The following is a 24,413-nucleotide window of genomic DNA, read 5'->3' on the forward strand; positions in this document are numbered from 1 at the left end:
CTTGACCCACTCTATTTCAAGATGGGTCTTCGGCCCCCAGGAGAAACGGACTCTGTGGAGCGGAATGGTCATAGGGGTCAGCTTACAAAGGACACATAGCCTGTCGCGTTGAGCCTATCGTGCATAGCGTTTAATTTGCGTCGGGATAGCGGGAGCGGATCGGCCGCTCCTGAAATTGTCAGCTTCCTTGCTGCCGGTATTTCTACTAGGGTACCAAGGCCTAAGGTGTAGCTTGCGCTCGGCGTGGAGCTAACATCATTGCCCGCATAGAAGGCTGAAAGCGCCCGGAGGCTGTCATTCAGCGTCCTCCGGTTCCCATGAATCTTTGGAAGCACCTTTTGCAAGAGGGCGTGGTCCAGCGCTTCGGGCCAGCCTGCAAGAATGGAAGATTTATCCACCCCTGAAGCCACCTTCGCGGAGGTCCACTCCACGATATAGACAAACACCTCCTTTGATATTCGGTAGCCGAAGGCGAACCCGACGGGCGCAAGCAGGTCATACGTGCCGTCTAGAGCCTTAACCGTTGCCTCGCGGATTGGTCCAATGTCAGACGCAGCCAACCCGGAGTCTATGAGACTGTCTAATATCGCGGCTGGATTGCCCATCGCGTATTTTTGAGACTCCCTTGCCTCGATGCTCTTCCTGAGTACGACATCGGCCTGACTCACGGTAATTGTGCCACCAGGCTCTGTCCTCGTTGTGGCAAGAAGATACTGGCTTGGTCGTTCCGCATCCAATTCTATGACGTGCGCACGATCGAGCACCTTGGGCGAAAACATGTAGGTGGTCTCGTCGACATTGACGGTGCCAATAAAATACAGGTTGGGTGGTAGTATGAGGTCACGCCCTTCTGCAAGGATTGCTTTGGCGGCTTCAGCTTCTCGACTACCGGGGCTGTCTTCCTCCAAAACATCTGCAATGACTTGTAGCTCGTCGCTCCCGATGAGGGATAGACCTGCTTCTGCATCAAGAATGTTGGCAGCCTCCATCAATGACAAGAACGGCGCGAAGTATCGCTCCACGTGGGAAAGGTTCATCTCGTCGAAGATGAGGAAATGTGGAATTGCGGCCGCATCTGAATGGCTCGCCCTCAGAATGAGCCGAATAGTCTCCGTGATTTCGTAACTCTCATGGGTCGTGCCTCCGCTAGGCAGTTTTCGTTCTTTGCCAAACGGCGTCCGAAAACCCAGAAGCCGCTTCGGTGACGTCCAGTCCGGCCCAACTGCAACCAGCTCGAAAATGGAGCCCTCAACCTCACCGGCGTAGTTCCGCTGTAAGCCTTCTGCAAGCTTGAGAGCAGCTCTTGATTTGCCGGTGCCGGATGGCCCCGTGAGAATAACAAAATTCTTGGCTGCAAGTGCGGATACAAGCGAGAAAGAGACCTCTGAGGGGTTCTCCGCCTTGGTAATACCCGCCGGAAGGGTCTTGGTAGGAAGGTAATCTTGCGGGACAGGGGCAGTTGACACAAAAGGACCGCCGTCGGCCGTGGGGCTTGCATCAACCGTGCTATCGAACAGCACGCCGATTTCAGCCGGTGTCAGGCCAACACGGCCTACAAACTCATCCGTCAGCTTCTGGAGTCTCTCGGCATCATTTGACGCTCCCGCTAGCAGGGTCTCAACATCCTTGCCGCGCCAGTACCAAACTGCTGTCTCCGTGAGGTTCGGCTTCTGCTTAGCCTCGTCTTTGGTGAGAGTCAGCTTCTCCAAGTGGCTCTCATAGCCAGAGGCAAGGCTGGCCTTGCGAGGCTTATCACTCGTGAGGCTTATGACGCCTTGCCAGATCGTGCCCGAAATTGTCGAGTTCGTACCGTTTGAGCGATAGCGGGCCGGTCGAAATCCTGATTTTCCTGCTTCACGTAGCGCAAAGGGATTGATGTAATAGTGGTCCGTATCGCCAAGCCCCGTGGCACCTAGTTCTTCCAATGACTGGAGGAAGGTTGATTCCGACTCGGCAATTGCCGTACTTGAGGCACCCTTGATGGCGAGCGTTCTCTTAACAATCAAAAAGTCGAATATGGGCGTTCTTTTGGCCCTGGATTCCCCAAGCTGCTCGATAGCGCGGGCAATACGCTGCGCTGACAGATATGTCGCCACTAGTTCCCGCCCTTATTGAGTTTCTCTAACCCTGCAACCATCATCTTGCAGAAGTCTCTTTTTATGTCGATGCCAATAGAGCGGAATCCGTTCCTTCTTGCAAACAGAAGGCTCGTGCCGCTTCCCGCAAACGGATCAAGCACCACGCCGTTTTTGGGTGTTGTAGAGAGCACCGGAATCCGGACAAGCTCTTCCGAGAAGCGAGCCTTGTGACCATGATGAAGCCCCCGAACTGGCGGCACCTCCCAAGTATCGAGAGGTGGTAGGATGGAGCCACTCTCGGTTTCTCGGCCAACATGCTCCTTGTCGAAATAGTACCAACGCTCCTTCACGAAGTGAAAGACATACTCATGCGACATGGAACAGCGGTCACGGACCTGGTCGGGGATGGGGTTGGGCTTCAGCCAAATATTATCGTTGCGAACAATCCACCCCTTGTCCTGCATGCCAATCGCAAAACGGTGGGGGATTAGGAGAAGCTGCTTCGGGATGCACCATTTGCCATCGCCCTTTTTGTCCTGAGGACGAATTCCAAACCGCCGAGCGTTCTGCTTCGCTTCACCGCTTTTGTGCTCGCCTTTGCCGCTCCAGTACGTATCCCCAATGTTCACCCAGAGACTGCCGTTGGGAGCTAGAACAGGAGCACACGCGCCAAATATAGAAACGAGTTTGTCAATGAACTGTGATGGGTGTTCCTCCAGGCCAATCTGGCCATTCACACCATAGTCCCGTTGCCCATAGAACGGGGGTGAAGTGACTATGCAGTTCACCAAGATTCCGGTGTCCGCAAGCGTTTTTAGCGCTTCCGAAACGTCCATATTCAAGATGATACTGTGAGCGTCTGCATAGTACGCCTTTCTCTTCAACTCTGGGGACTGAAAGATATCGTCAGCAACAACGATCGGGTGAAGCGCAGCATTCGCCTTGGTGAGCGGCTTTTTCTCCGGAGACAACTTCTTCCCAGCCTTGCGCTGGGGTCCTATATCTTGGCCAGCAACGACTTTGAGTGACGGCTTCCCCATTTCATCCCCTTTACCCTAATGCTCGCCATGGACGCAAAGCCCGTTAGCGCTGGAATTCAGAGAGCGCCATTGGATGGTCTTAGCTTCTATTGACATGCACAGGAAACTACCACAGGTGGCCACTTTTGCTACCCATCTGACACCACAAAATGCGGGTGTTCAAAAAGCGGAATCCCTCCAGAAATCAATGGCCATGCAAGCGCAAGCGCCCGCTATTTTTGGCCGGATGACACGCCTGTGACCCGCCGTAGCCCTTCCGGCAAGTCGCTGTGACTGGTTCATTAGGGCATCCGTAGGAGTCTCTGACGGAACCGAACGCCCCCAGCACGGTGGCGCTCTATGCGGCCGCTCGTGGTCGCCTCTGTACCCTTACCGCAGAACTACGCTCCAGTAACGAAGCTGGAGATTTGATTTGCACTACCAGATGCAATATTTGCTCGGCTCCCCTCGGCTTCGAGTTGCTTACGGATTTTGTCCTTCCCTTCGGGATCATCCGCTAGCCCTGATAAGTCTCCGACGGTAGGCCAGCCGATAGCGGCACAACCGCCGTCCTTCATGACCGGCCAGATGTCGTCTGTGCCGCCAATCTTGGTTCCGATGCGCCACACCTTGTAGGGCCGACCATTGCTACGGTTCAGTGTCGTCGTGAGGTGATTGATGGGTATTTTGAGTTCGGTAGCCGCGCTTACGTACCGCCCTGCTGCAGCATACCTACCGTCGCGTTCGGGAGGCACCTGCAGCATCTTTCTGATATAGAACCGTTGAAATTCTTCAGCGTGAAAGTCATCGAGTTTATCGGGGTACAGCAGGCTGAAGTACTTATGTCCCCATGCTGAATTGCTTACATCCGGAGCAACCGAATCCATTGCGCCCTGAAGGTTGGCATAGTTATCATCAGAGGGATCATTGGAGAGGCTCTCAAGCAGCTTTGCTCCCGCTACGAGTTGGTCTCGATGGCGGCGGGCAATTTCAATCGCATCCTCAACGGAGATTTCTTTCTGGTCGGTGGGGGAACCCGTCGTCCACGCGCCGGTTTCCTTTCTGCGATAGATGCCGAACTTCAGAGCGCTTCCGCCTGCAATGCTCCCAAATCCCTCGGGAAACTCCTCGTCATTCTTGAATTCAAGCCAATAAACGAGACTGTCTCGATTTCCGTGTGCGTGAATGGTGTTGAGTAGCTCCTCACCATTGAGCTTGAGCAGTTTTTCTGGCGCGAAGCGGCTTCGAAAAGTGGCATAATATTCTGTCAATTTCTCCCGTGTTGGCAGTTGCCCTTTTTCCAACAACAGGGCGTATTGTTGCTTCAGATGAATTCGGACGATTTCTTCCAACATGATGTGGGCGACGTTCACTGCAGAATGTGCATCTGAGGTGGAGATTTGCTCAAACCGGCACCTTTCGCAAGAAGAGGCCGCGGCGAAGACACTTGAGGCCCCGTTACATCGCAAGGTCGAAAAAGGGGCTCAGAGTGCCCATTGGAACCAGAACAACAGCTTATCTGACCAATCTTGTTGTGGACCAGGACATGACGACTGCTGCTGGGAGGTCCCTACGAGTACTGATACCCCTCAGAATTTCGCTCCGCCACGTCCACCATGGGTTTTAAGTCAACCGAGAGCGAGAGAACTGTTTCAAAAAGTACGGTCCCGCAGAAGTTTTAAGTTGCTGAAATAACGTCATCTTTTCCGACCGTACTGATTTCGGGCAAGTACGGTCGGAATGAGACGGCGGGCCTTCTGAGACCGAATTTTGGCTCCGGCGCAGTCTCAGAAGTACGGTCGTCTCTGCCAAACCCTTTTGAAACCAAAAGGAATTTCACCGCTTATCAGCGCCTTGTCAGAGTTTGCGAGGGGAAGCTGGCGGAGACGGAGGGATTCGAACCCTCGATACGCCTTGACAGCGTATGACGATTTAGCAAACCGTTGCCTTCAGCCACTCGGCCACGTCTCCTGCTACCCGGGCTTTTGCCGCGATTTGGGCGGGGATGCAAGCCTGCCGTCGGATGGGCGTCAGGCGCGTTTCGGTCGGGGCGGCTCGGGAAATTCATCGAGCAGACGCCGTTCCAGTTCCACGAGATCGGCCGGCAGCCCCATGCCGGTGGCGCGGAGCTGGTTCAGCTCCTGGTGGATCTGCTCGTAAAGCTCGTGCAGGTCCTCCGGCTGCTCATTCATCTCGCCCAGAAGCAGGCCGATCTGCGCCTTCAGTTCCTCGAATGCCATGACTGTTCCCGTGTGTGTCGGCCGCATCATAATCCAGTCCCGCAATGGCTTCCAGTTTAGAGCCATTCTAATTCCGACTGAATTAGTCGGTTTTTCTTGACAGCGCTTGCCGCACTGCCTCATAGAGCGATTGCACGGTTTCACTTTCACGGAGTTCCGAAATGTCTGTTTCCCGCCGAAACGTCCTGGGGATCGGCCTGTCCATGGTCCTTGCCGGTTCGCTGGGCTCGCCCGCCCTGGCGAACGGCGTCGTGAACGTCTACACCTATCGGCAGCCGTCGCTGATCACTCCTCTGTTCGAGGCCTTCACCAAGCAGACGGGAATCGAGGTCAAGGCGGTGTTCGCCGACAACGGCCTCGTCGAGCGCCTTGCACAGGAGGGGCGGAACAGCCCGGCGGACCTGCTGCTCACGGCGGATGTCGGACGGCTGGTGGAAGCTTCCGGGCGCGGGCTGGCGCAGCCCGTCTCCTCCCCGGCAATCCTGGAAAAGGTGCCGGCCAATCTCCGCGACGAAGGCAATCAATGGTTCGGCCTCACCATGCGGGCGCGCGTCATCTATGCCTCGGTCGAGCGGGCGCCGATCACCGCCATCACCTATGAAGAACTGGCGGACCCGAAGTGGAAGGGCAAGATCTGCATGCGGCCCGGCAACCATCCCTATAATCTCGGCCTGGTCGCGGCGATGTTCGCCCACAAGGGAGAGGACGCGACGCGGGAATGGCTGAAGGGGCTCAAGGCCAACCTCGCCGTGAAGCCCTCCGGCAACGACCGCAGCCAGGCCAAGAGCGTGTTCGCCGGCGAGTGCGACCTGGCAATCGCCAACACCTACTACATGGGCAAGATGCTCACCAACGAGCAGGAGCCGGAGCAGAAGGACTGGGCCAAGGCGGTGAAGATCGTGTTTCCCTCCTCGCCCGCCTTCGGCACGCACGTGAACATCTCCGGCATGATGCTCACGGCCAATGCCCCCAACAAGGACAATGCCCTGAAGCTCATGGAATTCCTGGCGAGCGACGAGGCCCAGCAGCTCTATGCCAACGGCAATTTCGAGTATCCGGTGAACCCCAAGGTCCAACCCGCCGAAATCGTCAAGGCCTGGGGCAGCTTCACGCCGGACACGATCAACGTGGCCGAGGTGGCAAGGCTCGAACCCGCCGCGGCGAAGCTCGTGGACGAGGTGCAATTCAACGACTGACCGGCAGACCGGACCGGCCCATGGAACGGCCCCCGGCGCGGGGCCGTTTCCGCTTCATGTGGCGAAATCACGGCGATTGTTCGTGCCTTCCCCGCGTGTCTGCTCTATACTGAGCTCGGATCGGAGTTGACCATGCGTTTTGCCATCTTCCTCACTGCCGCAGCGTTCGTTCTGGCGCCCCTGCCCGTGCTCGCCTATGAGAATTTCATTCCCTTGGGCCAGAACTACGCACCGGATGACGACCAGCTCCCGCCGCTCGGCAGTGCGCAGGACCAGATCAACGCCCAGGTCGACGTGTACGAATCGGAGATCTACAACCAGCAGCGCCGGCAGAAGGTGCTGGACAGCCGAAACCAGCTGCTCAACCAGCAGAACCCCGGCAACATCGACGAGAACGATCTCGACTACTGACCGCGGGTGCGGCTGACCACCGGGCGAGGGCCGGAACAACCGGCCCTTTTTCGCGCCGTCAGTGCAGCGTGATCCAGGCCCGCGCCTGGCGCTGGGCTTCCGCCACCTGTTCCGGCGTCATCTCGCTGGCCAGCTCGCGGCGCTAGATCCGCGCCTCCTCGTTGCCCTTGAGGGCCGCGAGGTTGAACCACTTGTGCGCCGTCACGAGATCCTGTGCCACCTCGCGGCCGAGGCAATACATCATTCCGAGTTCGAACAGGATTTCCGCCGTTGCCGAATGCGGCGTGATCTCGCCCGAGCCGTTCTCATCCATGTTCACGCGTGCCATGCTGGCCTCCCCTTGCTTTCCTTCGCTTCGCCGGCGGCAGGGAGATGTCCACCCCTCCGTGCTTCGGCTGCCGGTCCACAACTTCCGTGTGGCTGCAGGGTGCATCCTGCCCCGTGGCCTGCAATTGCACGTTAAGAGAGAGGATTAAGAAGAGCCGATCAAAGAAGGTGAGAAAACCCTTTCCGCTCGACAAGCCCGAATCGATTCAATGGTTTGCGGTGAAAACCGCAGGAAATGGTGGCGCTCGGGGAAACCGTTCTTTCACCATCGCGGCAATCTGGCCCGCTTGTCAGGGAGCGAGCGGCACTCCGATTTGGGCGGCGACGGGATAGTGATCGGAGCCGGCCGGCTCGCCAATATGGGCAGCGCCGAGCAGCCTTACCGTGGGCGAAACGAAGATGTGGTCGATCGAGATCTGCGGCAGGTTGGCGTGGCTGGGCCAGGATGGAAGAAAAGTGAGGCGCCGCAGGTTGGCCTTGCTCTCCATCAGCGTGATGATGCGCGAGAAGGGCGTGGCGTTGAAGTCGCCCATCACCAGCTTGGGGCCCGATAGCGTCTCGATGAAGCCGGCGATGGCGCTCACCTGGCGGAGCTGGGCGCGCGAATGCGGGAAGCGAAGCGTGTGCACCCCCACCACGGTGAGGCCGCCCGCTTCCGGGCCGAGCCTCGCGCGGATATAGGGCGGGCCCTCCCACTGGCTGCGCGCCTCACTGTCCATGATGGGCAGCTTCGAGAGGATGGCGAGGTCGCAGTAATCCACCCCGAAGCAGTTGGCCTGGTGGGGATAGCGGTCCTTGAGCTCCCCCGCGATCCGCCTCTTGGCTGGGCTCATCTCGATCAGGGTGACGACATCGGCATCGAGGCGCAGGATTTCGGCTTTCACGGCGTCGGCGTCCTGGTTGACCCAGAGCGTGTTGAAGCTTGCCACCTTGAGCGCTTTCTCGCCCGGTCCGGCCGTTCCGAACACCGCAGGCTGCCGGCTTGCCAGGTGCGGCCACATGCCGATGCCGACCACGCCGGCCACCAGCACCACGAAGGCGGTGAGCAGCTTGGCACGGGGCATGACCAAGCCCAGGAGGAACGCCAGCGTGATCAGCGCGAAATGCAGCGTGAACTGCGAGAAGACGTCGAAAGCCACCCAGAGCCGGCCCAGGCGCGAGGCGATGAGACCGCAGAGGCCGAGGAGGATGCCCAGCCTGCACTCCAAGGCTCCTGTCGCGCGGCGCTTCCTTTTCGGCGGCTCTTCGTCCGGCTGAAGCGGGGTCTGAGCCTGACTGTCAGCCGTCGTGCGCAAGAGAACTCCGGTTCAGGTCAGAGGAGTCTGCTCTCCATCGGCAGAATCTGCTCCGGTGTACCAAAGCCCGGAAGGGCCTCAAAGCGTTTCTTCCAGTTGGATACATTGGGATATGCGGCGAGATCGATATTGGCCTCGGCCGCATAGCGCAGCACGCCATAGATGCCGACGTCGGCGACGGTCGGCCGCTTTCCCGCCACCCATTCCGACTTGCCGAGCTCGTTCTCGAGGAGCGCCAGAGCGGCGCGCGCCTCGGTGTCGTACATGATGCGCACCTCGTCGCCGAACTGCCGCAGCCCGCGCGCCCTGGCCCTGAGGCGGAACACCGGAACGGCAAGCTTGTCCCACTGCCAGAACAGCCATTCGCGGATGCGGTGCTTCTCGAACTCGCTCTTGCCGTCGAACTTGTGCAGTTCATCCGCGAGATGCTGGAGGATCGCGGCGGACTGCACGTAGTAGGATTGGCCGTCGCGCAGTGCGGGAACCTGTCCGAAGCGGTTCTTCACCAGGAAGTCAGGCTGCTTGTGCTGCGCCTCGCGAAGGTTCACGTGAATGTAGGAGAAGGGATACTTGCAGAGCGAGAGCATGAGGCCCACCGTGTAGGTGGGCCCCGATCCCAGCATGCCGAAGAGCGTGAAGCGCTCCTTGTCGACGGCGGGGGCGGCGGGCGCCGCCGGCTTACGCGCCACCGGCTGCTTGGTGGGCTTCTTGGCCGGCACGGGCTTCGCGCGGGCCGGCTGCTTCCGCGCAGCAGGTTTTGAAACCGTTTTCCCAACAGGCTTCTTCGCAGCCTTTCTGGCTGTCTTCGCCATGGTTCGACCCCCTCCGGCCTCTCGGCCAAAAATTCCGGGTACGGACTATAGCGAAGATTTTCCGAAAGGAAAACACAAAGCAAGATACTGAGTAAATTGGCAAATCGCGCTCGGTCGCTGGGTGTTCCCATGCCCCGGAAAATCCACCGAACTGCTTATCTCCGATTGCAGAAAGAGGCGCTAAGACCTTGATTCTGTTTGACTCAGCGTCAGACCGGCTCAGAGGCCCAGTTTCACCTTGAGGAGATCGCTCACCGCCTGCGGGTTGGCCTTGCCGCCGGTGGATTTCATCACCTGGCCCACGAACCAGCCGAGCATGGTGGGCTTGGCCTTGACCTGCTCCACCTTGTCGGGGTTGGCGGCGATGATGTCCATCACGGCCTTCTCGATCGCTCCCGTGTCGGTGACCTGCTTCAGGCCCCGGACATCGACGATCTCCTTGGGCGAACCGCCCTCGGTCCACACGATCTCGAAGACATCCTTGGCGATCTTGCCGGAAATCGTGCCGGAGCCGATCAGGTCAACGATTTCGCCCAGCTGGGTGGCGGAAACGGGAGTTGTTTCAACCGTCCTGCCCTCCTTGTTCAGGCGGCCGAACAGTTCGTTGATGACCCAGTTTGCGGCCATCTTGCCGTCCCTGCCCTTCGCCACCTGCTCGAAGAAGTCGGCGGAGGCGCGCTCGGCGGTCAGCACCTGGGCGTCATAGGGAGTGAGGCCATAGTCCTTCACGAAACGGGCGATTTTCTCGTCCGGAAGTTCAGGGAGCGAGCCCCGGATGCGGTCGATCCAGGCTTCCTCCAGTTCCAGCGGCAGCAGGTCCGGGTCGGGGAAGTAGCGGTAGTCGTGCGCCTCCTCCTTCGAGCGCATGGAGCGCGTCTCGCCCTTCCTCGCGTCGAACAGGCGGGTTTCCTGGTCGATCGTGCCGCCATCCTCGAGGATGCCGATCTGGCGGCGCGCCTCGTATTCGATGGCCTGGCCCATGAAGCGGATGGAGTTGACGTTCTTGATCTCGCAGCGGGTGCCGAACTCGGCCCCCGGCCGGCGGACCGAGACGTTGATGTCCGCCCGGAGCGAGCCCTGCTCCATGTTGCCATCGCAGGTGCCGAGATAGCGCATGATCTGGCGGAGCTTCGTCACATAGGCCTTCGCCTCCTCGGCCGAGCGCATGTCGGGCTTCGAGACGATCTCCATCAGCGCGCAGCCGGAGCGGTTCAGGTCCACGAAGCTCATGCTGGGGTGCTGGTCGTGCAGCGACTTGCCGGCATCCTGCTCGAGATGCAGGCGCTCGATTCCGACCTCGACGGAGCGGCCGTCGACGTCGACGTGGACCGAACCCTCGCCCACCACCGGCTGCTTGTACTGCGAGATCTGGTAGCCCTGCGGCAGGTCCGGGTAGAAATAATTCTTCCGGTCGAAGACCGAGCGGCGGTTGATCTCGGCCTTGAGGCCCAGCCCGGTCCTCACGGCCTGCTCGACGCAGAATTCGTTGATCACCGGCAGCATGCCCGGCATGGCGGCGTCGACGAGGGAGACGTGGTCGTTGGGCTCGCCGCCGAATTCGGCGGAAGCACCCGAGAACAGCTTGGACCTGGCCAGGACCTGGGCATGGACCTCCATGCCGATGACGATCTCCCAATCGCCGGTCGCCCCCTTGATCCAATCCTTCTTCTCGGCCACGCGCTTCGCGGATTCCATCATCATTCCACCTTTGAACTGGCGCCTTGGTACCCACTCGGGCGCGGCGGTTCAAGAGCCCCCGTCCGGCCGGTGGCGGGCCAGTTCCCGCCCCATGGCGCGCATGAGCCAGACCGCGCCCACGAGCAGAAGCGCCAGCAGCACGGCGAAGCCGGGGTCCATGGCGGTCATGTCGCCGCCGTGCTTCCAGAGCTCGATGCCGATCACCAGCACGATGAACAGGGCAGCGCCGGCGGCCCCGCCACGCATCAGCTTCAGCAGGACATATCCGAGCGGCGACATGGCTCTCCCTCGCCGCAACGGGGTTTTCCCTGGGGCCTCCGCATGCTAGCGCTCAAGGATAACACTGGTCGAACCTCATGTCGAAATCCAAGCCCGATCTCTCCCGCCTCAAGCCCGAAACCCGTCTCGTGGCCGCCGGCCGCGACTATGCCGAGCACGGCTTCGTCAACCCGGCCGTCTATCACGGCTCGACCGTGCTGTTCCCTTCGGCGAAGGCGCTCCAGGAACGCTCCCAGGCCTATACCTACGGCCGGCGCGGCACGCCCACTTCGCGCGCGGTGGAAGACGCGGTGGCACTTCTGGAAGGCGGCCACAAGGCGAAGATCGCGCCCTCGGGCATGGCGGCGATCACCACCGCGCTCCTCGCCTTCCTGAAGACGGGCGACCACCTGCTGATGGTGGACACGGTCTACAACCCCGCCCGCCAGCTCTGCGAGGGGCTGCTGAAAGGACTGGGGATCGAAACCACCTACTACGACCCGCTGATCGGCGGCGGCTTGGCCTCCCTCATCCGGGCCAACACGCGGGTGGTCTATGCGGAATCGCCGGGCTCCCAGACCATGGAGGTGCAGGACGTCCCCGCCATTGCCGAGGCCGCGCACCGGGCGGGCGCCCTCCTCCTCGTCGACAATACCTGGGGGGCAGGACATTACTTCAAGGCCTTCGAGCACGGGGCGGACGTCTCGATCCAAGCTGCGACGAAGTATCTGGTGGGCCATTCGGACGCCATGATGGGCACCGTCACCTGCACGAAGGAAACGTGGGGCCCCTTCCGCGAAGCCTATGAGCAGATGGGCCAGTTCGCCGGGCCAGACGACATGTACCTGACGCTCCGCGGCATCCATACGCTGGACGTCCGGCTCGAGCGGCACATGAAGAACGCCATTGCCGTGGCCGAATGGCTGAGGGGGCGGCCCGAAGTGGAGACGGTGCTCTACCCCGCGCTTTCCAACGCGCCGGGGCATGAATTGTGGAAGCGCGATTTCCGCGGCGCCTCCGGCCTCTTCTCGGTCGTACTGAGGCCGTGCAGCGAGGCGGCCACCTCCGCCTTCCTCGACCGGCTCGTGCTGTTCGGCATGGGCTACAGCTGGGGCGGATTCGAGAGCCTCGCCATCCCCTTCAAGCCCCACCGCACGGCGACGCGCTGGGGGGCGGACGGTCCTTGCATACGTTTTCACATCGGGCTCGAGAATCCCGACGACCTCACGGCGGATCTCGCGGAGGGCTTTGCGGCCCTGAGTTCCGCCTCTTGAAAAAGCGGATTTCCTTCCTATCTTGATCTTTACCGATGGTTTGGAGGGGTTATATGCCGCGTGTGTTCCAAGTCCTCACCGCCCTGCTGCTGATGCTGGGACTTGCCCTACCCGCCGGGGCGCAGTCCGACGATCCGGAGCTGATCTTCAAGAAGACGACGGTGTGGCGCATGCTGTCGCCCGACGCCAAGCTCGCCACCTATGTGCTGGACGATCCCGCAGTGGACGGCGTTGCCTGCTATTTCACGGTGCCCGAGATCGGCGGCTGGACCGGCTGGGCGGGCTTCGCCGAGGAGCGCTCCGAGACCTCCATCGCCTGCCGGCAGATCGGCCCCATCCGCATCAAGGCCAAGTTCGACCAGGGCGAGGAAATCTACCGCCAGCGGCGATCTCTCTTCTTCAAGAAGATGCAGATCGTGCGGGGCTGCGACGCCAAGCGCAACGTTCTGGTCTATCTCGCCTACACGGACAAGCTCATCGAGGGCTCGCCGCAGAACTCCACCTCGACGGTTCCGCTCATGCCATGGGGCAACGAAGCCGCCCCCAGATGCGGGGATTTCGTGAACCCATAGGAAGAGGGAGGGCGGCGGGGCGCGCCCTCCCCCCTTGCGACCTACATTCCCGGTTCGATGGGCTTCTCGATCTCTCCGCCGGCCTCTGCCCAGTCCTTGAAGCCGCCGATGTTGTAGACGCGCTCGTAGCCCATATCCTTCAGCGTCTTGGCCGACAGGGCCGAGCGGCCGCCAGAGGCGCAATAGAGGAGCACCGGCCGCGCCGGATCGAATTTCTTGTCATGATAGGGCGACTGCGGGTCTGCGCGGAATTCCAGCATGCCGCGCGAGACGTGCACCGCACCCTGTATTTTCCCGCTCATCTCCACCTCTGGCGCATCGCGGACATCCACGACGAGCGCCCCCTCCGTGCCTCCGCGACGCTGACGCGCGGAACCGTTGCGTTGGCCTGTTCGATCATCTGTTTAACGCTGGTGGGCATCCCGACCTCCATGGCCATCATTGCAGCGGCACACGCCGCCTCGTGCGAGGCTAGCGCGGCACTTGCGGGCCCGCAAAGTCCGTTCTTTGCATGCGGGCTCCACAAGGGGAGAATGCCGGAGGGATCCGCGGGGGGCGGCTCAGGCCGCCCCTGCCCCTCGGCGTGCGGCGCTTCAGACCTTCACGCAGCGATATTTCCGCCGGCCTTCCTTGTTGGTGTACCAGACCGCCTTGTAGGAGCCGCACTTGTCCGGCGGGTTCTTGGAAGCCACCCTTTTCTTCTTCTTCGCCGGAGCATCGCTGCTGGCGCGCGACTGAAGCTTCTTCTTCGCGGGCTTGGCCTGTGCCTTCTCCTCGTGCGGCTCAGCCTTGTCGCGGGCGGGTGCCGCATCGCGCGGCGTGGGAAGCGGAACCTCAGCTCCGGGGGACTGCTCCTCGATCGAGGCCGGCTCGATCGTGGGTGCCGCCGCGACCTCGGTTCCGGGAGCCCGGGGCTGCAGCAACATGGCGATGACATCGGGATCGGTGGAAGCGCTTCGGGGAACGATCTCGACCGCGGAAGTCTCCGGGTCCTGCCGCACGAGCACGGCGCAGGGCACCTTGCTCACCTGCGTCAGTCCCTCGGCGGACTCGATGGGGCTCATGCATTGGGCGCCAGCGAGAATGACAATCTCGATCAGCCTCATGGGACATCCTCATACTCAAACAAACCGCCGCCCCAGGCGCTGCAGCATTCACGGCGCCGGGGGCACCTTAGCGGAGCCGGCACCAGTACTCAATGCCTCAAGGAATGGGGCCTCCCGGGGTATGAAAGTGGGCAGAAGCGTGATGGTTCCCCAGAAAACTGCCGATGAGGGCGAATGGAGCCGCCCTGACCGCGACCGCCATCACCTGCGTCAGCGTGTCTTCCAGAACTTCCCGAGGCTCATGGGGTCCAGTGGCGCAATTCCTGGATCCTGGCCCGCCAGTTCCTGCGCGAGACCTTCCCATTCCCGAGCCCTGCGGGCCCATTCTCCAGCGGCGCCAGCATTCTCAAGGACCTTCCGACGGCACGCGGAGGCGTTTTGCCAGGCGATGCTCCACAAACTGACCGCCGATGGATCCCGCTCGCTCCGATTGATCTCTGCAGCCACTTCAGCCTCCAGCATCCGCCGGGATCAACATGCGGAGCAAGCTGAAGGTTTCAGTTTGATTGGCCTTTTATTTAACCCATAGTTACCGGACAGCTGCCGGCGACTATTCGTCACCCGCAACGTCCGTTACGCTGAATGCCCCGGAGTGTTTGCCTTCGGGCGCGAGGCCAAACCCCTCGGCAGCGAGGCCTCTGCGGAGCAGTTCCCGGACAGCAGCCGCCCTGCTCGGCATGCGCCTCTCAAATCGCCACTCCTCGATCGCGCGCAGCTCCTGGGGCTGGAGCATGATCTGGAGCCTGATATCCCTCTCTTCCTTTTTCATGTTTTCTGTGTCCCGCAAGTCGAGGCCATTTTTATACTGCACCTACTCACTCTGCTACAACTCCACACCAGCGGTTTGTTCCCCCGGCGTCGCAAAGTTGTAAGTAATGTGCGAGTGAGGCAATTGAGACAACCCAGCGAGGTGGTGCAGTGGCGGATTGCCATTTATGAGCGAAGGAGTACGAAAGGTCTTCTAAAGGAGCTTTTCCAATGCCCCGCACAAACCTTCCCCGCCCTGTCGTTCACGACATCGAACAGGTGCTGTCGATCAACAGGTCCACGTGCATCCGCGTCTATGCCGAGGCAGAAACGATCCGGAAGCGCTGGAGCGACGAGAACATCGCGCTGGAAGACATCGTGGACGCGCTGATCGACCGCGGCGGCCGATACAATGCTTCGATGTCGCTCGATCCTTCGGAAGCTGCCGACGCGCTGCTCGGCCGATGAGCCGCCGGGCGGCAAGGACTCCCGCACTGACCTGAAATGGCGACCCCGGCAGGATTCGAACCTGCGACCTAGTGCTTAGAAGGCACTTGCTCTGGTCCAGCTGAGCTACGGGGTCCTGCCTTCAGTGAGTCCAGTTGATGGACCGGCCGAACTTGAAATTGTCGGAATAGGATTTCTTGATCGCCTTGGCGACAGGCGCTTCCGGCATCACCGTATAGGCGAGACCCTCGCGCTCGCAATAGGCGATTGCCTCCTCCTTCGTGGGAAAGGTCAGCTTCACCTGCTGGCGCGTGTCGCCGGACGAGGTCCATCCCATGAGCGGGTCCACGCTGCGCGGGGCCGCTGGCTCGAACTCAACCACCCAATGATCGTACTTGGCCTTGCCTGACTGCATGGCGTTGCGGGAGGGCTTGTAGATGCGGACGGGCATGGTTCTCTTTCTCGCTCGACTGGCGGAGAAGGCCGTGGTCGGGGTGGCCAGATTCGAACTGACGACCCCCTGCGCCCAAGGCAGGTGCGCTACCAGACTGCGCTACACCCCGATACGGCCTTCGCTTGTGCGCCTCTTATCCGAAAATGCTCACCCGGGGCAAGGCTCGGCTGGAGACAGCGCCAGCCAGCCTACTCGGCGTTGCGGAAGAGGCGGTGATAGACCGTGTCCCCGGCGCGGATGCCGTGCTTGCGCGAAACACCGGCGGCCAGTTCCAGCACCGCCAGAACCGGCTCCGAGATGCCGACGGTGTCGAGCGACTTCGGCACGGTGTTCTCGGCGATGTAGGCGATGGTGCCGTCCTCGCGGATGAACAGCATGTCGAGGGAGATATAGGTGTTCTTCATCCACATCGCGACGGGGCGCGGGTCGCCGAAGTCGAAGAGCATGCCGCGCTCCTCCGGAAGGCGCTGGCGGAACATCAACCCCCTGCTGCGGAGTTCCTCCGTGTCCGCGATTTCCACGGTGAACATCACCGCATCACCCTCCGTGGCGATGGTGAGCGGCTCGATCTTGGAAAGAGGCGCATCCTGGGCGCGGAGCCCGCCCGGCTGAGCGAGCAGGGCGCAGGCGAAGAGGAGGATAGTCAGGACAAAGCGGAGCATGCCGCCCTCATTCCCGGCAATTGTTGCGGAAGAATGGCTTATTGCGTGAGGGCCGGGCCGGATTCGAGCGAGAGGCGCACCTCGGCCGCCATCTTGCCCTTCGGCCCGTCGCCGAAACGCACGTAGATCCAGCTGTCGGGCTGGAGATCGGCGATCGCCGTCTTCCGCAGCGTCTCCATGTGGATGAAGATGTCCGGCTTGTCCTCACCCTCCGTGGCGAAGCCGAAGCCGCGGGCGCGGTTGAACCATTTCACCCGGGCACGAACCCAGGCGCTCGAGGCGGTGACCACGGCATGGGTGCGGGGGCGGCGCTCCACCGGGTTGATGGCGGTGGAGGTATCGACGGCCAGGACGCGCAGGCACTGATAACCCTTCTGGCGCGCCACCGCCTCGCAGAACACGCGCGTGCCCTCGAGCGGCGCCTCGAAGCCATCGCGCTTGAGGCAGCTCAGATGCAGCAGAACGTCCTGCATGCCGTTGTCCGGGATGATGAAGCCATAACCGCGCCCCACGTCGAACCATTTCACGAGGCCGCTGACCTGAATGATGCGGATGTTGTTCTCAGGCGCTTCGTTCAGCGTGGAAACCGTCTCACCGTTGTAACCGCTCGCCGCCATCTTACCAACTCTGTCCCCAAGAGCGGCATTGTTGCCCCGCCGCCTTGCTGCCTAATCTGCGCAAATCCCGCGGCTTTGTACAGGGCTCGCACCGGTGCTTGTGTGGAAAAACCGCAGGTCGAAGAGCAGCAGCAACAGCGCGGAGACTCGAGTCAGCAACGGCGAGTTGCGACAAGAGACCGGAAACGTTCGGCAATTCTTCTTCGCAGCGGAGCCGCTCAACACTCCCCTTGAATCGCGCCGGCCTGTCGGCCCGCTGCGCCGCACGGCAAGACACAGCCGCGAGAGCGCAGCGCAGCGTCGGAAAGGCGGCAGATTCCCCTCAAGTGATTCGCTCTCACCGTGATTCGATTCGCGCGACGAGCGCCGCGAGAACTTCGCCGATGTCGCGGCGGATCACGAGATCGGCGAGACCGTCGAGCCCCGTCTCCTCGCGGTTGACGATGACGAGCGGCGTGCGGTTCTGCTTCGCCATCACCGGAAAACCCGCGGCCGGAAACACCTGGAGCGAGGAGCCGATGGCGAGAAAGAGATCGGCGTTCAGCGTTGCCGCGCGCGCATCGGCCATTTCCTGCTCCGGCATGGCCTGGCCGAAGGAGATGGTGGCCGACTTGACGATGCCGCCACAGGATGTGCAGGCCGGCGGCTTCTCCTTCCGGGCGATCTCCTCCTTCACCCAATCGATTTCATGGCGGCATCCACAGGCTAGGCAGTGGGCATAGGTGCCGTTGCCGTGGATCTCGATGATCCGCTCGCGCGGGATGCCCGCGGCTTCGTGCAGGCCGTCGATGTTCTGGGTGATGACACGCGCGACATGGCCCCTCCGCACGAGATCGGCCACGGCACGGTGGCCGGCACCGGGTGCCGCCCCGGCGATCGTCTCACGGATCACCAGGAAACGCCGCCAGGCCTCCAGCCGCGTCTCGGCGGAAGCGAGGAAGTCGCTGAATTCGATGGGCTTGTAGCGCGTCCAGAAGCCGCCGGGAGAGCGGAAGTCCGGGATGCCGCATTCGGTCGAGATTCCCGCGCCGGTGAAGACCACGCCGCGCCGGGCGCGCTGGACCATGCCGGCCAGTTCTTCTATGTGTTCGTCAAACACGAGGTGATCCCATGAAATATCTCCACACCATGATCCGCGTCTCCAACCTGGAGCAGTCGCTCGACTTCTTCATCAACAAGCTGGGCTTCGTCGAGCAGCGCCGCTACGAGAACGAGAAGGGACGCTTCACGCTGGTCTTCGTGGCGGCACCCGAGAGCCCGGACGCGCCGGTCGAACTCACCTACAACTGGGACCCGGAAGTCTATACCGGCGGGCGCAACTTCGGCCATATGGCGCTCGGCGTCGACAACATCTACGACTATTGCGCCAATCTCCAGAAGCACGGCATCACGATCAACCGCCCGCCCCGCGACGGCCGCATGGCCTTCATCAAGACGCCCGACGGCATCTCGATCGAGTTGCTGCAGAAGGGCGAGGCGCTGCCGGCGGCAGAGCCCTGGGCTTCCATGCCGAACACCGGAACGTGGTGAGAAGCACTCACCACACGCCTTCCACCTCGTAGGCCTCGTCCATTCCCGGCCAGGGCGGCATCGTCACGCCGACGCAATGCAGCGGCTCGTCGCCGTCATTGCGGAACTGGAAGTGGGCGCCCGCCGGAATGGCGAACGACAGGCCGGGGCCGAGCTCCACGATGAGCTCCGCCTCCGCCAGCCTCCGCCACATGCGGCCCTTGCCCTGGGTGACGAGCCAGACCTCCTCCACCGTCCGGTGGGCCACCGCCTTGGAGATGGCGCCGGGCGGCAGCGTGAACTGCGCCATGCTGCCGCGCGAGGTGGCCGCCAGGATGCGCACCTCGGAACCATCGGGAGCGATCGCGTCCGGGGCATGCGGCCTCATCCGCGTCGCCAAGGTCATGGCATGAGCTGCCCGCCATTGACCTCGATCACCTGCCCCGTGACGTAGCCCGAGGCCTTGTCGCTGGCGAGGTAGAGGAAGGTTCCGGCGCAATCCTCCGCCAGGCCGAGGCGCTGCATCGGGATCGACTTCCGCGCCGCCTCGCGCTTGGCCTCGTCCGAGAAGCGGTCATGGAAGGCGGTGTGGATGGTGCCGGGCGAGACGCAGTTGACCCGGATGCCGTGGCCGACGAGCTCCTTCGCAAGCGTCTTCGAGAAGGCGGAGACGAAAGCCTTGGCGCCCGCATAGACGGAGCCGCCCGGGCTCGAACCGTTGCGCGCGGCGATCGAGGTGACGTTGATGATCGTGCCGGAGCCCTGTTCCTTCATCAGCGTTGCCGCAATCCGGCAGCAGTGGATGAGCTGCCGGCAGTTGAGGTCGAAAACCTTGTCGATGAAGGCGTCGTCGAGATCGGTGACCGGCACGCGGGCAACGAGGCTGCCGGCATTGTTCACCAGCACGTCGATGCGGCCGTGCTTCGCGAGAGCGGCATCGACCAGGCGCTGCGGGGCGCCCTCCTCGGTGAGGTCCAGCTTCAGCGTGGCCACTCCCGCCCTTTCGAGCGCCTCGCGTTCGGGCCCGCCGCCCAGATATTGCGCGAAGACCCTGGCGCCGGCCGCAGCGAAGGCAAGCGAGGCCGCGCCGCCGATCCCCGTCACGCCGCCGGTCACCACGACGGACTTGCCCTTCAGATCATCGAACATGGAATCCCCTTCGCCTGTTTTGCGGCCTATGATGCATGAACCGGCGGCACGCCGGCAATCGTCTTGCGCGGGGGGCACGACATGCAGGGAATGGGCAGAGGGCTCCTGGTCTGGCTGCTGATCATGCTGGCGGAGAGCGTGCACGGCGTGCTGCGGGGCCTCCTGCTCGTGCCGCGGATCGGCGAGGAGGCTGCCGCACGGATCGGCTGGCCCGTGGGTGCCATCATCGTGCTCGCCATCGCCTACCTGGCGATCGGCTGGACGCGGGTGAGAGAGCGCGGGAGGCTCCTCGCGATGGGCGCGCTCTGGGCCGTGCTCACCGTGGCGTTCGAAATCGCCATCGGGCTTCTCCGCGGCATGGGCCAGCCCGACATCATCGCTGCCCTCGACCCGCGCACAGGCACCATCGCCTGGAGCGCGCTGCTGATGCTCGTCGCACCGCTGATCGCAGCGCGGCTGAGGCAAAAGATGGCCTAGCGGACCCGGGCGATCCCCGACTTGCCGTCGTCGCGCACCCAGCGGATGCGGCCATCGGGCAGCTTCGCCACGGTAAAGCAGAAGGTGCGGCCGTCATACCATTCCTGCCACTTCTGGCAGAGGCGGTCGCCCGACACCCACCAGCGGCCCCGGTCCTTTGGCTTCATGTACTTGCCGAGGCCCGCCGCCTCGCCCGAGCCGTCCACCACGCCGTTCCGCCGATAGGTCAAGGGGAGCTCGCCACCCAGCGGGACGGCGAGATAGACGCGCTTGCCGCTGATCCATGACTTGAGCGCCGCACCGGCGAGAGGCTCGCCCCGGCTCGAAGCAGAAGCCGGTGCTGTCGCGAGCATCACCGCAAGGGGAATTGCCGCGAGAGCAAACCGGCGGGGCCGGACGCGCGTAACCGAGGGATCATGTTTCACGTCAGGTTCTCCGTGTCAGCGCCCATCCCTACGCAGGACGCCGCGGTTCAGACCTCATGAACATCCTTTTCGGCGCTTTCAATTTCCTGGCGTTCGAGGCGGCATGGTTCGCGGCGGTTTCAGGCGGGGCCCGCGGCTGGCCCTGGTGGGGATCGATCCCGGCCCTCGCCGTGGTGATCGCTCACCTCGCCTTGCAGCGACCGGCCCTGAAGCGCGAGCTGGGCCTCATCCTGGCCGTCACGGCCCTGGGCGTGCTGATCGAGACCGGGTTCCTCGCCGCCGGGCTTATCCGCTACGCCGGCATGGCGCCGGGAGATGTTCTGCCGCCGGTTTGGATCTGGGCCCTGTGGTTCGGCTTCGGGACGCTGCCCAATGCGAGCCTCGCGTGGCTCAGGGGCCGATGGCCACTTCAGGCGCTGCTCGGCGCCGTGTCGGGACCCCTCACCTACTGGGCTGGCGCGAAGATGGGCGCGGCCAGCCTGCCGGCGGAGCCCTCCGGTGCCCTCTTCGCCATCGGGCTCGCCTGGGCGCTGGCGCTGCCGGCGATCTTCCTCCTGGCGGAAGCCATTGCCCCCGCCCGTGCCGGCAACAATTGACCTCGATCATGGCCAGGATGATCCTGGGCGGGCCATCTGCGGGCGCTACAGGAACGCGCCATGACCACCGCCGAATTCTACCTCTCGCTGATCGCCCTGCTCCTTGCTCCGGGGCCGACCAACACGCTGCTGGCGCTGGCCGGGGCCGAGCGCGGCGCGTGGCGGGCGCTCGCGCTGACCCCCGCGGTAGCGGCGGGCTACATGGCGGCGGTGCTGCCGCTGACGTTTGCCGGGGCCGGCCTGATGGAAGGCCATGCGACGCTGAGCCTCGCCGTCACCTTCGCCGCGGCAGCCTGGGTGGCGTGGTTGGCGGCGAGCCTCTGGCGCCTACCCGCCGCGCGGGACGCCGACATCGAGGGCCCGGGTGGGCTCCGGCTCTTCACCACTACGCTCCTCAACCCCAAGGGACTGATCATCGGCCTCGTCATGCTGCCGTCGCAGGACCGACTCGCCATTCCACTGCTCGCCTTCCTCCTCGTGCTGATTCTCGTTTCGGCCGGCTGGGCATTGGCGGGAAGTCTCATCGGCCGCGCACCCGGCGGCAAGCGTGGCCGCGGTGCTCAGTTGTTCAGGCGCGCCTGCGCGGGCTGGCTCGGCGTGTTGTCGCTGTGGCTCGCGGCCGGCGGCCTGGCCTGAACGTCCGCTCAGGCCTTCAGGTCGCGTACGAAGAGATCACGTTCGCGCATGGCGGCGAGCGGCGCGGTGAGGGTCCAGCTAAGGCCTTCGGCCTCGTGCTTCAGCACGACGCGGGCGCCGAGTGATTGTTCGGCAAGCCGCGTCAGGATCAGCGTGCCGAGACCCGCGCGGCGTGGAGGCGCCACCGGCGGCCCGCCGTGTTCCCGCCACGAGAGTTCGATCATCTCCTCCGGCGCATCGCCCAAGAGCCGCCAGGAGATTTCCACCCTGCCCTCCGCACCCGACAGCGCGCCGTGCTTTCCGGCATTCACGGCGAGTTCGTGAAGAGCCATGCCGAGGCTCTGCGCGGCGGTGGCGTTGATGTGAAGCTCCGGCCCCGACAGCGCGATGCGCCGGCCTACCAGATCCTCCAAGTGGGCGAGCTGCGAGCGCACCAGATCCGCCAGAACCACGCCCTGCCATGCATTGTGGACCAGCAGATCGTGGCTGGCGGCAAGGCCCTGCAGACGTTCGGCGAAACGCTCGGCGAAGGTTTCGGGATCGCCATAGGCGGCGGTCTGGCGCGCGACGGACTGGACCACTGCGAGAAGGTTCTTCGAACGGTGGTTCACCTCCCGCATGAGAAGCCTGATCTGCTCCTCGGAGCGTTTGCGCTCCGTCATGTCCGTCAGCAACGCCACCATGTTCACCGGCTGCCCCATGCGATCACGCAAGAGGAGGATGACCTTGTGCACCCACACCGTGCGGCCGCTCTTGTGGACCGAGCGGTTGAAGATCTCGAAATGGGGAACCTCCTGGCGAACCAGCCGGTCCATCTCGGCTAGGTTGGCGGCGCGGTCATCCGGGTGGACGAGGGTCGAAAAGGGAAGGTTGCGCAGCTCGGCCATGTCATAGCCCAGCATGCGCTCATAGGCCGGGTTGCACTGCACGAAATTGCCTTCCATGTCGGAAATCGAGATGCCGATCGGCGCGTTCTCGAAAATGCCGCGGAAGCGCTCCTCGCTCGCCTGCAGCTGCTCCTCGGAGCGCTTGCGGGAGGTGATGTCGGTGGCAACTCCGAGAATCTGCGTCGGACGGCCGTTCTCGTCCCTGGCGAAAACGCGGTCGCGGCTCAGGAGCCACACCCAGGCACCGTCCTTGCGGCGCATACGGTATTCGACGTCGGGCAGTGCATCGGGCGAGTTGGGGCGGAGTGCGGAAATCCGCTCCTGCACGAGCGGCATGTCGTCCGGGTGGATCAGGCCAGGCAGCAGGTCGCGGCCCATGGCGGCGATCTCCCCGGTGCTGTGGCCGAGGATATCGAGGCACTGCGGGCTGATGAAGACGTTGTGACCGCTCGTCACGTCATAGACATAGGTGAGCGAGGGCGCGACAGAAATGACATGGTCGGTGAAGTGCTGCTGGCGCGTCAGCTGCTCGGTGAGCTGGCGCGACTTCGCAAGCCCGCGCTGCTGCGCATCGACGATGAGCAGCATGGCATAGCCCCCTGCCGCGAAGAAGAGCCAGGAGAGGAAAGGCCAGAGCGGCAGGCCCGGCGGCGCGGGCCCGATAAAGAAGGGTGAGATCGCAAGGCCGATGGCCAGGGTCAGGAGGCCGGCGCGATAGCCGGCGATCATGGTGCAGATCACGACGGCCGGATAGAAGGTGATGAAGGCGCCGAGCAGCGGAAAGGCGATGCGAACGGCCACCGCGGCCGCGATCACGGTGGCGCACAGGACCCATGCGAGCCAGTCCCGGCGCGGCAGGCGCGCAAACCAGCTCTCGAGGGTCCATGTCAGACTGGGTCCGTCCACCGGCGTTCTCTTCTCACCCACTTACGACATCTAGCACCAAGGCGGTTTGTGACGGGCAGGCATTTTGCTTACTTTTTGGTCACTTAACGCATGAGTGCAGACGTTGTGGATTGTGACCTTTGGTTGGCAGCAGCGTGCAAGGGAGAAATCAGCCTTTCTCCTTTCTCCTCTGCCGCAAGGCGCCGACGATCATCGTGAGGGCGGGAAGCAGAAGGCCGGCGAGAGCGGTGCGGTCCGGCCCGCCCAGCGCGGCCCCCACCAGCGGCTGGGAACGGATTTCCTCCTCGAGCGATTGACCCGCGATGTTCCGCATCTCCTCCGCCAGCGCCAGTTCCGGCCCGGGCTTCATCAAGGCGGCGGCGAGAAGCGCCACCCCGGCAAGGGCCACGTTGAGAAGGCCGAGGCTCACGGGCGTTCCCACCGGCCCCCACAGCGGCGATAGAAAGGCAAAGAGCGCGACGTTGCTGAAGACGAGGCCGAGCCCGGCGAACAGCAGAGCAAGGGCGGCGAGCACCGTTCGCCGCGCGGCGAAGGCCAGCTTCGCCTGGACGGCCAGCATCTCGGCACGGATGATAAACCTTACCTGGCGGAACATGTTATGAACGCTCATATCTT

The 24,413-nt window shown here is 62.8% G+C and carries 29 protein-coding genes, 3 tRNA genes and 1 pseudogene; 9 read left to right on the forward strand and 24 right to left on the reverse strand.

Annotation, left to right across the window (positions count from 1 at the left end; genetic code table 11):
* Nucleotides 1–77: 77 nt before the first annotated feature.
* The 5 genes from ACK4HL_RS17600 to ACK4HL_RS17620 form a co-directional block, all read right to left on the reverse strand.
* Entirely contained in the window at nucleotides 78–2,096 is a 2,019-nt protein-coding gene (locus tag ACK4HL_RS17600) for an McrB family protein (RefSeq protein WP_409763091.1), read from the reverse strand.
* Nucleotides 2,096–3,118, reverse strand: a complete 1,023-nt coding sequence (locus tag ACK4HL_RS17605; protein WP_409763094.1) for a DNA-methyltransferase — start codon at nucleotides 3,116–3,118, stop codon at nucleotides 2,096–2,098. Before ACK4HL_RS17605 ends, ACK4HL_RS17600 begins: the two co-directional genes overlap by 1 nt.
* Nucleotides 3,119–3,498: 380 nt before the next feature.
* Nucleotides 3,499–4,452, reverse strand: coding sequence for a hypothetical protein (locus ACK4HL_RS17610; protein ID WP_409763097.1), 954 nt, complete (start codon nucleotides 4,450–4,452; stop codon nucleotides 3,499–3,501).
* Between the two features lie 523 nt (nucleotides 4,453–4,975).
* Nucleotides 4,976–5,068: transfer RNA gene (locus ACK4HL_RS17615), tRNA-Ser, on the reverse strand.
* A gap of 59 nt (nucleotides 5,069–5,127) precedes the next feature.
* On the reverse strand, nucleotides 5,128–5,337 hold the full coding sequence (locus ACK4HL_RS17620; RefSeq protein ID WP_409763099.1) for a hypothetical protein: 210 nt from the start codon (nucleotides 5,335–5,337) through the stop codon (nucleotides 5,128–5,130).
* 161 nt (nucleotides 5,338–5,498) lie between these two features.
* Between ACK4HL_RS17620 and ACK4HL_RS17625 the strand changes: the two genes are divergently transcribed.
* Together ACK4HL_RS17625 and ACK4HL_RS17630 are read left to right on the forward strand one after the other, a co-directional pair.
* Entirely contained in the window at nucleotides 5,499–6,533 is a 1,035-nt protein-coding gene (locus tag ACK4HL_RS17625; protein ID WP_409763102.1) for a Fe(3+) ABC transporter substrate-binding protein, read from the forward strand.
* A 132-nt stretch (nucleotides 6,534–6,665) separates the two neighbouring features.
* On the forward strand, nucleotides 6,666–6,944 hold the full coding sequence (locus tag ACK4HL_RS17630) for a hypothetical protein (RefSeq protein ID WP_409763105.1): 279 nt from the start codon (nucleotides 6,666–6,668) through the stop codon (nucleotides 6,942–6,944).
* Between the two features lie 142 nt (nucleotides 6,945–7,086).
* Here ACK4HL_RS17630 and ACK4HL_RS17635 read toward each other — a convergent pair whose 3' ends face one another.
* From ACK4HL_RS17635 to ACK4HL_RS17655, 5 genes are all read right to left on the reverse strand, one after another.
* Entirely contained in the window at nucleotides 7,087–7,272 is a 186-nt protein-coding gene (locus ACK4HL_RS17635) for a hypothetical protein (RefSeq protein ID WP_409763108.1), read from the reverse strand.
* 289 nt (nucleotides 7,273–7,561) lie between these two features.
* The gene (locus tag ACK4HL_RS17640) at nucleotides 7,562–8,479 is read right to left on the reverse strand and encodes an endonuclease/exonuclease/phosphatase family protein (RefSeq protein WP_409763111.1); all 918 of its coding nucleotides are present in this window, start codon (nucleotides 8,477–8,479) and stop codon (nucleotides 7,562–7,564) included.
* Nucleotides 8,480–8,583: 104 nt separating this feature from the next.
* Nucleotides 8,584–9,378, reverse strand: coding sequence for a glutathione S-transferase family protein (locus ACK4HL_RS17645; protein WP_409763114.1), 795 nt, complete (start codon nucleotides 9,376–9,378; stop codon nucleotides 8,584–8,586).
* 219 nt (nucleotides 9,379–9,597) lie between these two features.
* Nucleotides 9,598–11,073 (reverse strand): Asp-tRNA(Asn)/Glu-tRNA(Gln) amidotransferase subunit GatB, encoded by a 1,476-nt coding sequence (gatB, locus tag ACK4HL_RS17650; protein WP_409763117.1) that lies wholly within the window; start codon nucleotides 11,071–11,073, stop codon nucleotides 9,598–9,600.
* 51 nt (nucleotides 11,074–11,124) lie between these two features.
* Nucleotides 11,125–11,355, reverse strand: coding sequence for a hypothetical protein (locus tag ACK4HL_RS17655; RefSeq protein ID WP_409763120.1), 231 nt, complete (start codon nucleotides 11,353–11,355; stop codon nucleotides 11,125–11,127).
* 77 nt (nucleotides 11,356–11,432) lie between these two features.
* Between ACK4HL_RS17655 and metC the strand changes: the two genes are divergently transcribed.
* Nucleotides 11,433–12,608, forward strand: a complete 1,176-nt coding sequence (gene metC / locus ACK4HL_RS17660; protein WP_409763123.1) for a cystathionine beta-lyase — start codon at nucleotides 11,433–11,435, stop codon at nucleotides 12,606–12,608.
* Between the two features lie 53 nt (nucleotides 12,609–12,661).
* Nucleotides 12,662–13,180: a CreA family protein gene (locus ACK4HL_RS17665; protein WP_409763126.1), complete on the forward strand. Its 519-nt coding sequence runs from the start codon at nucleotides 12,662–12,664 to the stop codon at nucleotides 13,178–13,180.
* 41 nt (nucleotides 13,181–13,221) lie between these two features.
* Here the strand turns inward: ACK4HL_RS17665 and ACK4HL_RS17670 are convergent.
* The 3 genes and pseudogenes from ACK4HL_RS17670 to ACK4HL_RS17680 form a co-directional block, all read right to left on the reverse strand.
* Nucleotides 13,222–13,601: pseudogene (locus ACK4HL_RS17670) on the reverse strand (rhodanese-like domain-containing protein).
* Between the two features lie 172 nt (nucleotides 13,602–13,773).
* Nucleotides 13,774–14,286 carry a hypothetical protein gene (locus ACK4HL_RS17675; protein WP_409763129.1) on the reverse strand — a complete coding sequence of 171 codons (513 nt, stop codon included), beginning with the start codon at nucleotides 14,284–14,286 and terminating at the stop codon, nucleotides 13,774–13,776.
* Between the two features lie 550 nt (nucleotides 14,287–14,836).
* A complete protein-coding gene (locus tag ACK4HL_RS17680; RefSeq protein ID WP_409763132.1) occupies nucleotides 14,837–15,055 on the reverse strand; it encodes a hypothetical protein in 219 nt (72 codons plus the stop codon).
* Between the two features lie 209 nt (nucleotides 15,056–15,264).
* Here ACK4HL_RS17680 and ACK4HL_RS17685 point away from each other — a divergent pair, with 209 nt between their 5' ends.
* Nucleotides 15,265–15,501, forward strand: a complete 237-nt coding sequence (locus tag ACK4HL_RS17685) for a hypothetical protein (protein ID WP_409763135.1) — start codon at nucleotides 15,265–15,267, stop codon at nucleotides 15,499–15,501.
* Between the two features lie 37 nt (nucleotides 15,502–15,538).
* Here the strand turns inward: ACK4HL_RS17685 and ACK4HL_RS17690 are convergent.
* The 6 genes from ACK4HL_RS17690 to ACK4HL_RS17715 all read right to left on the reverse strand — a co-directional run bounded on the left by ACK4HL_RS17690 (nucleotide 15,539) and on the right by ACK4HL_RS17715 (nucleotide 18,279).
* Nucleotides 15,539–15,616 (reverse strand) — tRNA-Arg (locus ACK4HL_RS17690).
* A gap of 6 nt (nucleotides 15,617–15,622) precedes the next feature.
* Entirely contained in the window at nucleotides 15,623–15,931 is a 309-nt protein-coding gene (locus tag ACK4HL_RS17695; protein ID WP_409763138.1) for an ETC complex I subunit, read from the reverse strand.
* 35 nt (nucleotides 15,932–15,966) lie between these two features.
* Nucleotides 15,967–16,043 (reverse strand) — tRNA-Pro (locus ACK4HL_RS17700).
* A gap of 79 nt (nucleotides 16,044–16,122) precedes the next feature.
* Nucleotides 16,123–16,596, reverse strand: coding sequence for a DUF192 domain-containing protein (locus tag ACK4HL_RS17705; protein ID WP_409763141.1), 474 nt, complete (start codon nucleotides 16,594–16,596; stop codon nucleotides 16,123–16,125).
* Between the two features lie 38 nt (nucleotides 16,597–16,634).
* On the reverse strand, nucleotides 16,635–17,213 hold the full coding sequence (locus ACK4HL_RS17710) for a cold-shock protein (RefSeq protein ID WP_409763144.1): 579 nt from the start codon (nucleotides 17,211–17,213) through the stop codon (nucleotides 16,635–16,637).
* Nucleotides 17,214–17,550: 337 nt separating this feature from the next.
* Entirely contained in the window at nucleotides 17,551–18,279 is a 729-nt protein-coding gene (locus ACK4HL_RS17715) for an SIR2 family NAD-dependent protein deacylase (RefSeq protein ID WP_409763180.1), read from the reverse strand.
* A gap of 44 nt (nucleotides 18,280–18,323) precedes the next feature.
* Here ACK4HL_RS17715 and ACK4HL_RS17720 point away from each other — a divergent pair, with 44 nt between their 5' ends.
* Nucleotides 18,324–18,743, forward strand: a complete 420-nt coding sequence (locus ACK4HL_RS17720; protein ID WP_409763147.1) for a VOC family protein — start codon at nucleotides 18,324–18,326, stop codon at nucleotides 18,741–18,743.
* Between the two features lie 7 nt (nucleotides 18,744–18,750).
* Here ACK4HL_RS17720 and ACK4HL_RS17725 read toward each other — a convergent pair whose 3' ends face one another.
* Both ACK4HL_RS17725 and ACK4HL_RS17730 read right to left on the reverse strand, forming a co-directional pair.
* Nucleotides 18,751–19,110, reverse strand: a complete 360-nt coding sequence (locus ACK4HL_RS17725; RefSeq protein WP_409763150.1) for a cupin domain-containing protein — start codon at nucleotides 19,108–19,110, stop codon at nucleotides 18,751–18,753.
* Nucleotides 19,111–19,124: 14 nt separating this feature from the next.
* Nucleotides 19,125–19,871 carry an SDR family NAD(P)-dependent oxidoreductase gene (locus ACK4HL_RS17730; RefSeq protein ID WP_409763154.1) on the reverse strand — a complete coding sequence of 249 codons (747 nt, stop codon included), beginning with the start codon at nucleotides 19,869–19,871 and terminating at the stop codon, nucleotides 19,125–19,127.
* 81 nt (nucleotides 19,872–19,952) lie between these two features.
* Here ACK4HL_RS17730 and ACK4HL_RS17735 point away from each other — a divergent pair, with 81 nt between their 5' ends.
* Entirely contained in the window at nucleotides 19,953–20,348 is a 396-nt protein-coding gene (locus ACK4HL_RS17735) for a hypothetical protein (protein ID WP_409763157.1), read from the forward strand.
* Here the strand turns inward: ACK4HL_RS17735 and ACK4HL_RS17740 are convergent.
* The gene (locus tag ACK4HL_RS17740; protein ID WP_409763161.1) at nucleotides 20,345–20,773 is read right to left on the reverse strand and encodes a hypothetical protein; all 429 of its coding nucleotides are present in this window, start codon (nucleotides 20,771–20,773) and stop codon (nucleotides 20,345–20,347) included. The two genes, ACK4HL_RS17735 and ACK4HL_RS17740, sit on opposite strands and share 4 nt — an antisense overlap.
* A gap of 56 nt (nucleotides 20,774–20,829) precedes the next feature.
* Here ACK4HL_RS17740 and ACK4HL_RS17745 point away from each other — a divergent pair, with 56 nt between their 5' ends.
* Both ACK4HL_RS17745 and ACK4HL_RS17750 read left to right on the forward strand, forming a co-directional pair.
* Nucleotides 20,830–21,369, forward strand: a complete 540-nt coding sequence (locus tag ACK4HL_RS17745) for a DUF2878 domain-containing protein (protein ID WP_409763165.1) — start codon at nucleotides 20,830–20,832, stop codon at nucleotides 21,367–21,369.
* Nucleotides 21,370–21,429: 60 nt separating this feature from the next.
* Nucleotides 21,430–22,005 (forward strand): hypothetical protein, encoded by a 576-nt coding sequence (locus ACK4HL_RS17750; RefSeq protein ID WP_409763168.1) that lies wholly within the window; start codon nucleotides 21,430–21,432, stop codon nucleotides 22,003–22,005.
* Between the two features lie 8 nt (nucleotides 22,006–22,013).
* Here the strand turns inward: ACK4HL_RS17750 and ACK4HL_RS17755 are convergent, their stop codons facing one another.
* Both ACK4HL_RS17755 and ACK4HL_RS17760 read right to left on the reverse strand, forming a co-directional pair.
* Complete coding sequence (locus ACK4HL_RS17755; protein WP_409763171.1) at nucleotides 22,014–23,798, reverse strand: sensor histidine kinase; 1,785 nt, start codon at nucleotides 23,796–23,798, stop codon at nucleotides 22,014–22,016.
* 148 nt (nucleotides 23,799–23,946) lie between these two features.
* Nucleotides 23,947–24,413, reverse strand: a 467-nt coding sequence (locus ACK4HL_RS17760; RefSeq protein ID WP_409763174.1) for a hypothetical protein, incomplete at its 5' end; no start/stop codon positions are given.

The organism is Aestuariivirga sp. (assembly GCF_046294715.1).
Classification (GTDB): domain Bacteria; phylum Pseudomonadota; class Alphaproteobacteria; order Rhizobiales; family Aestuariivirgaceae; genus Aestuariivirga.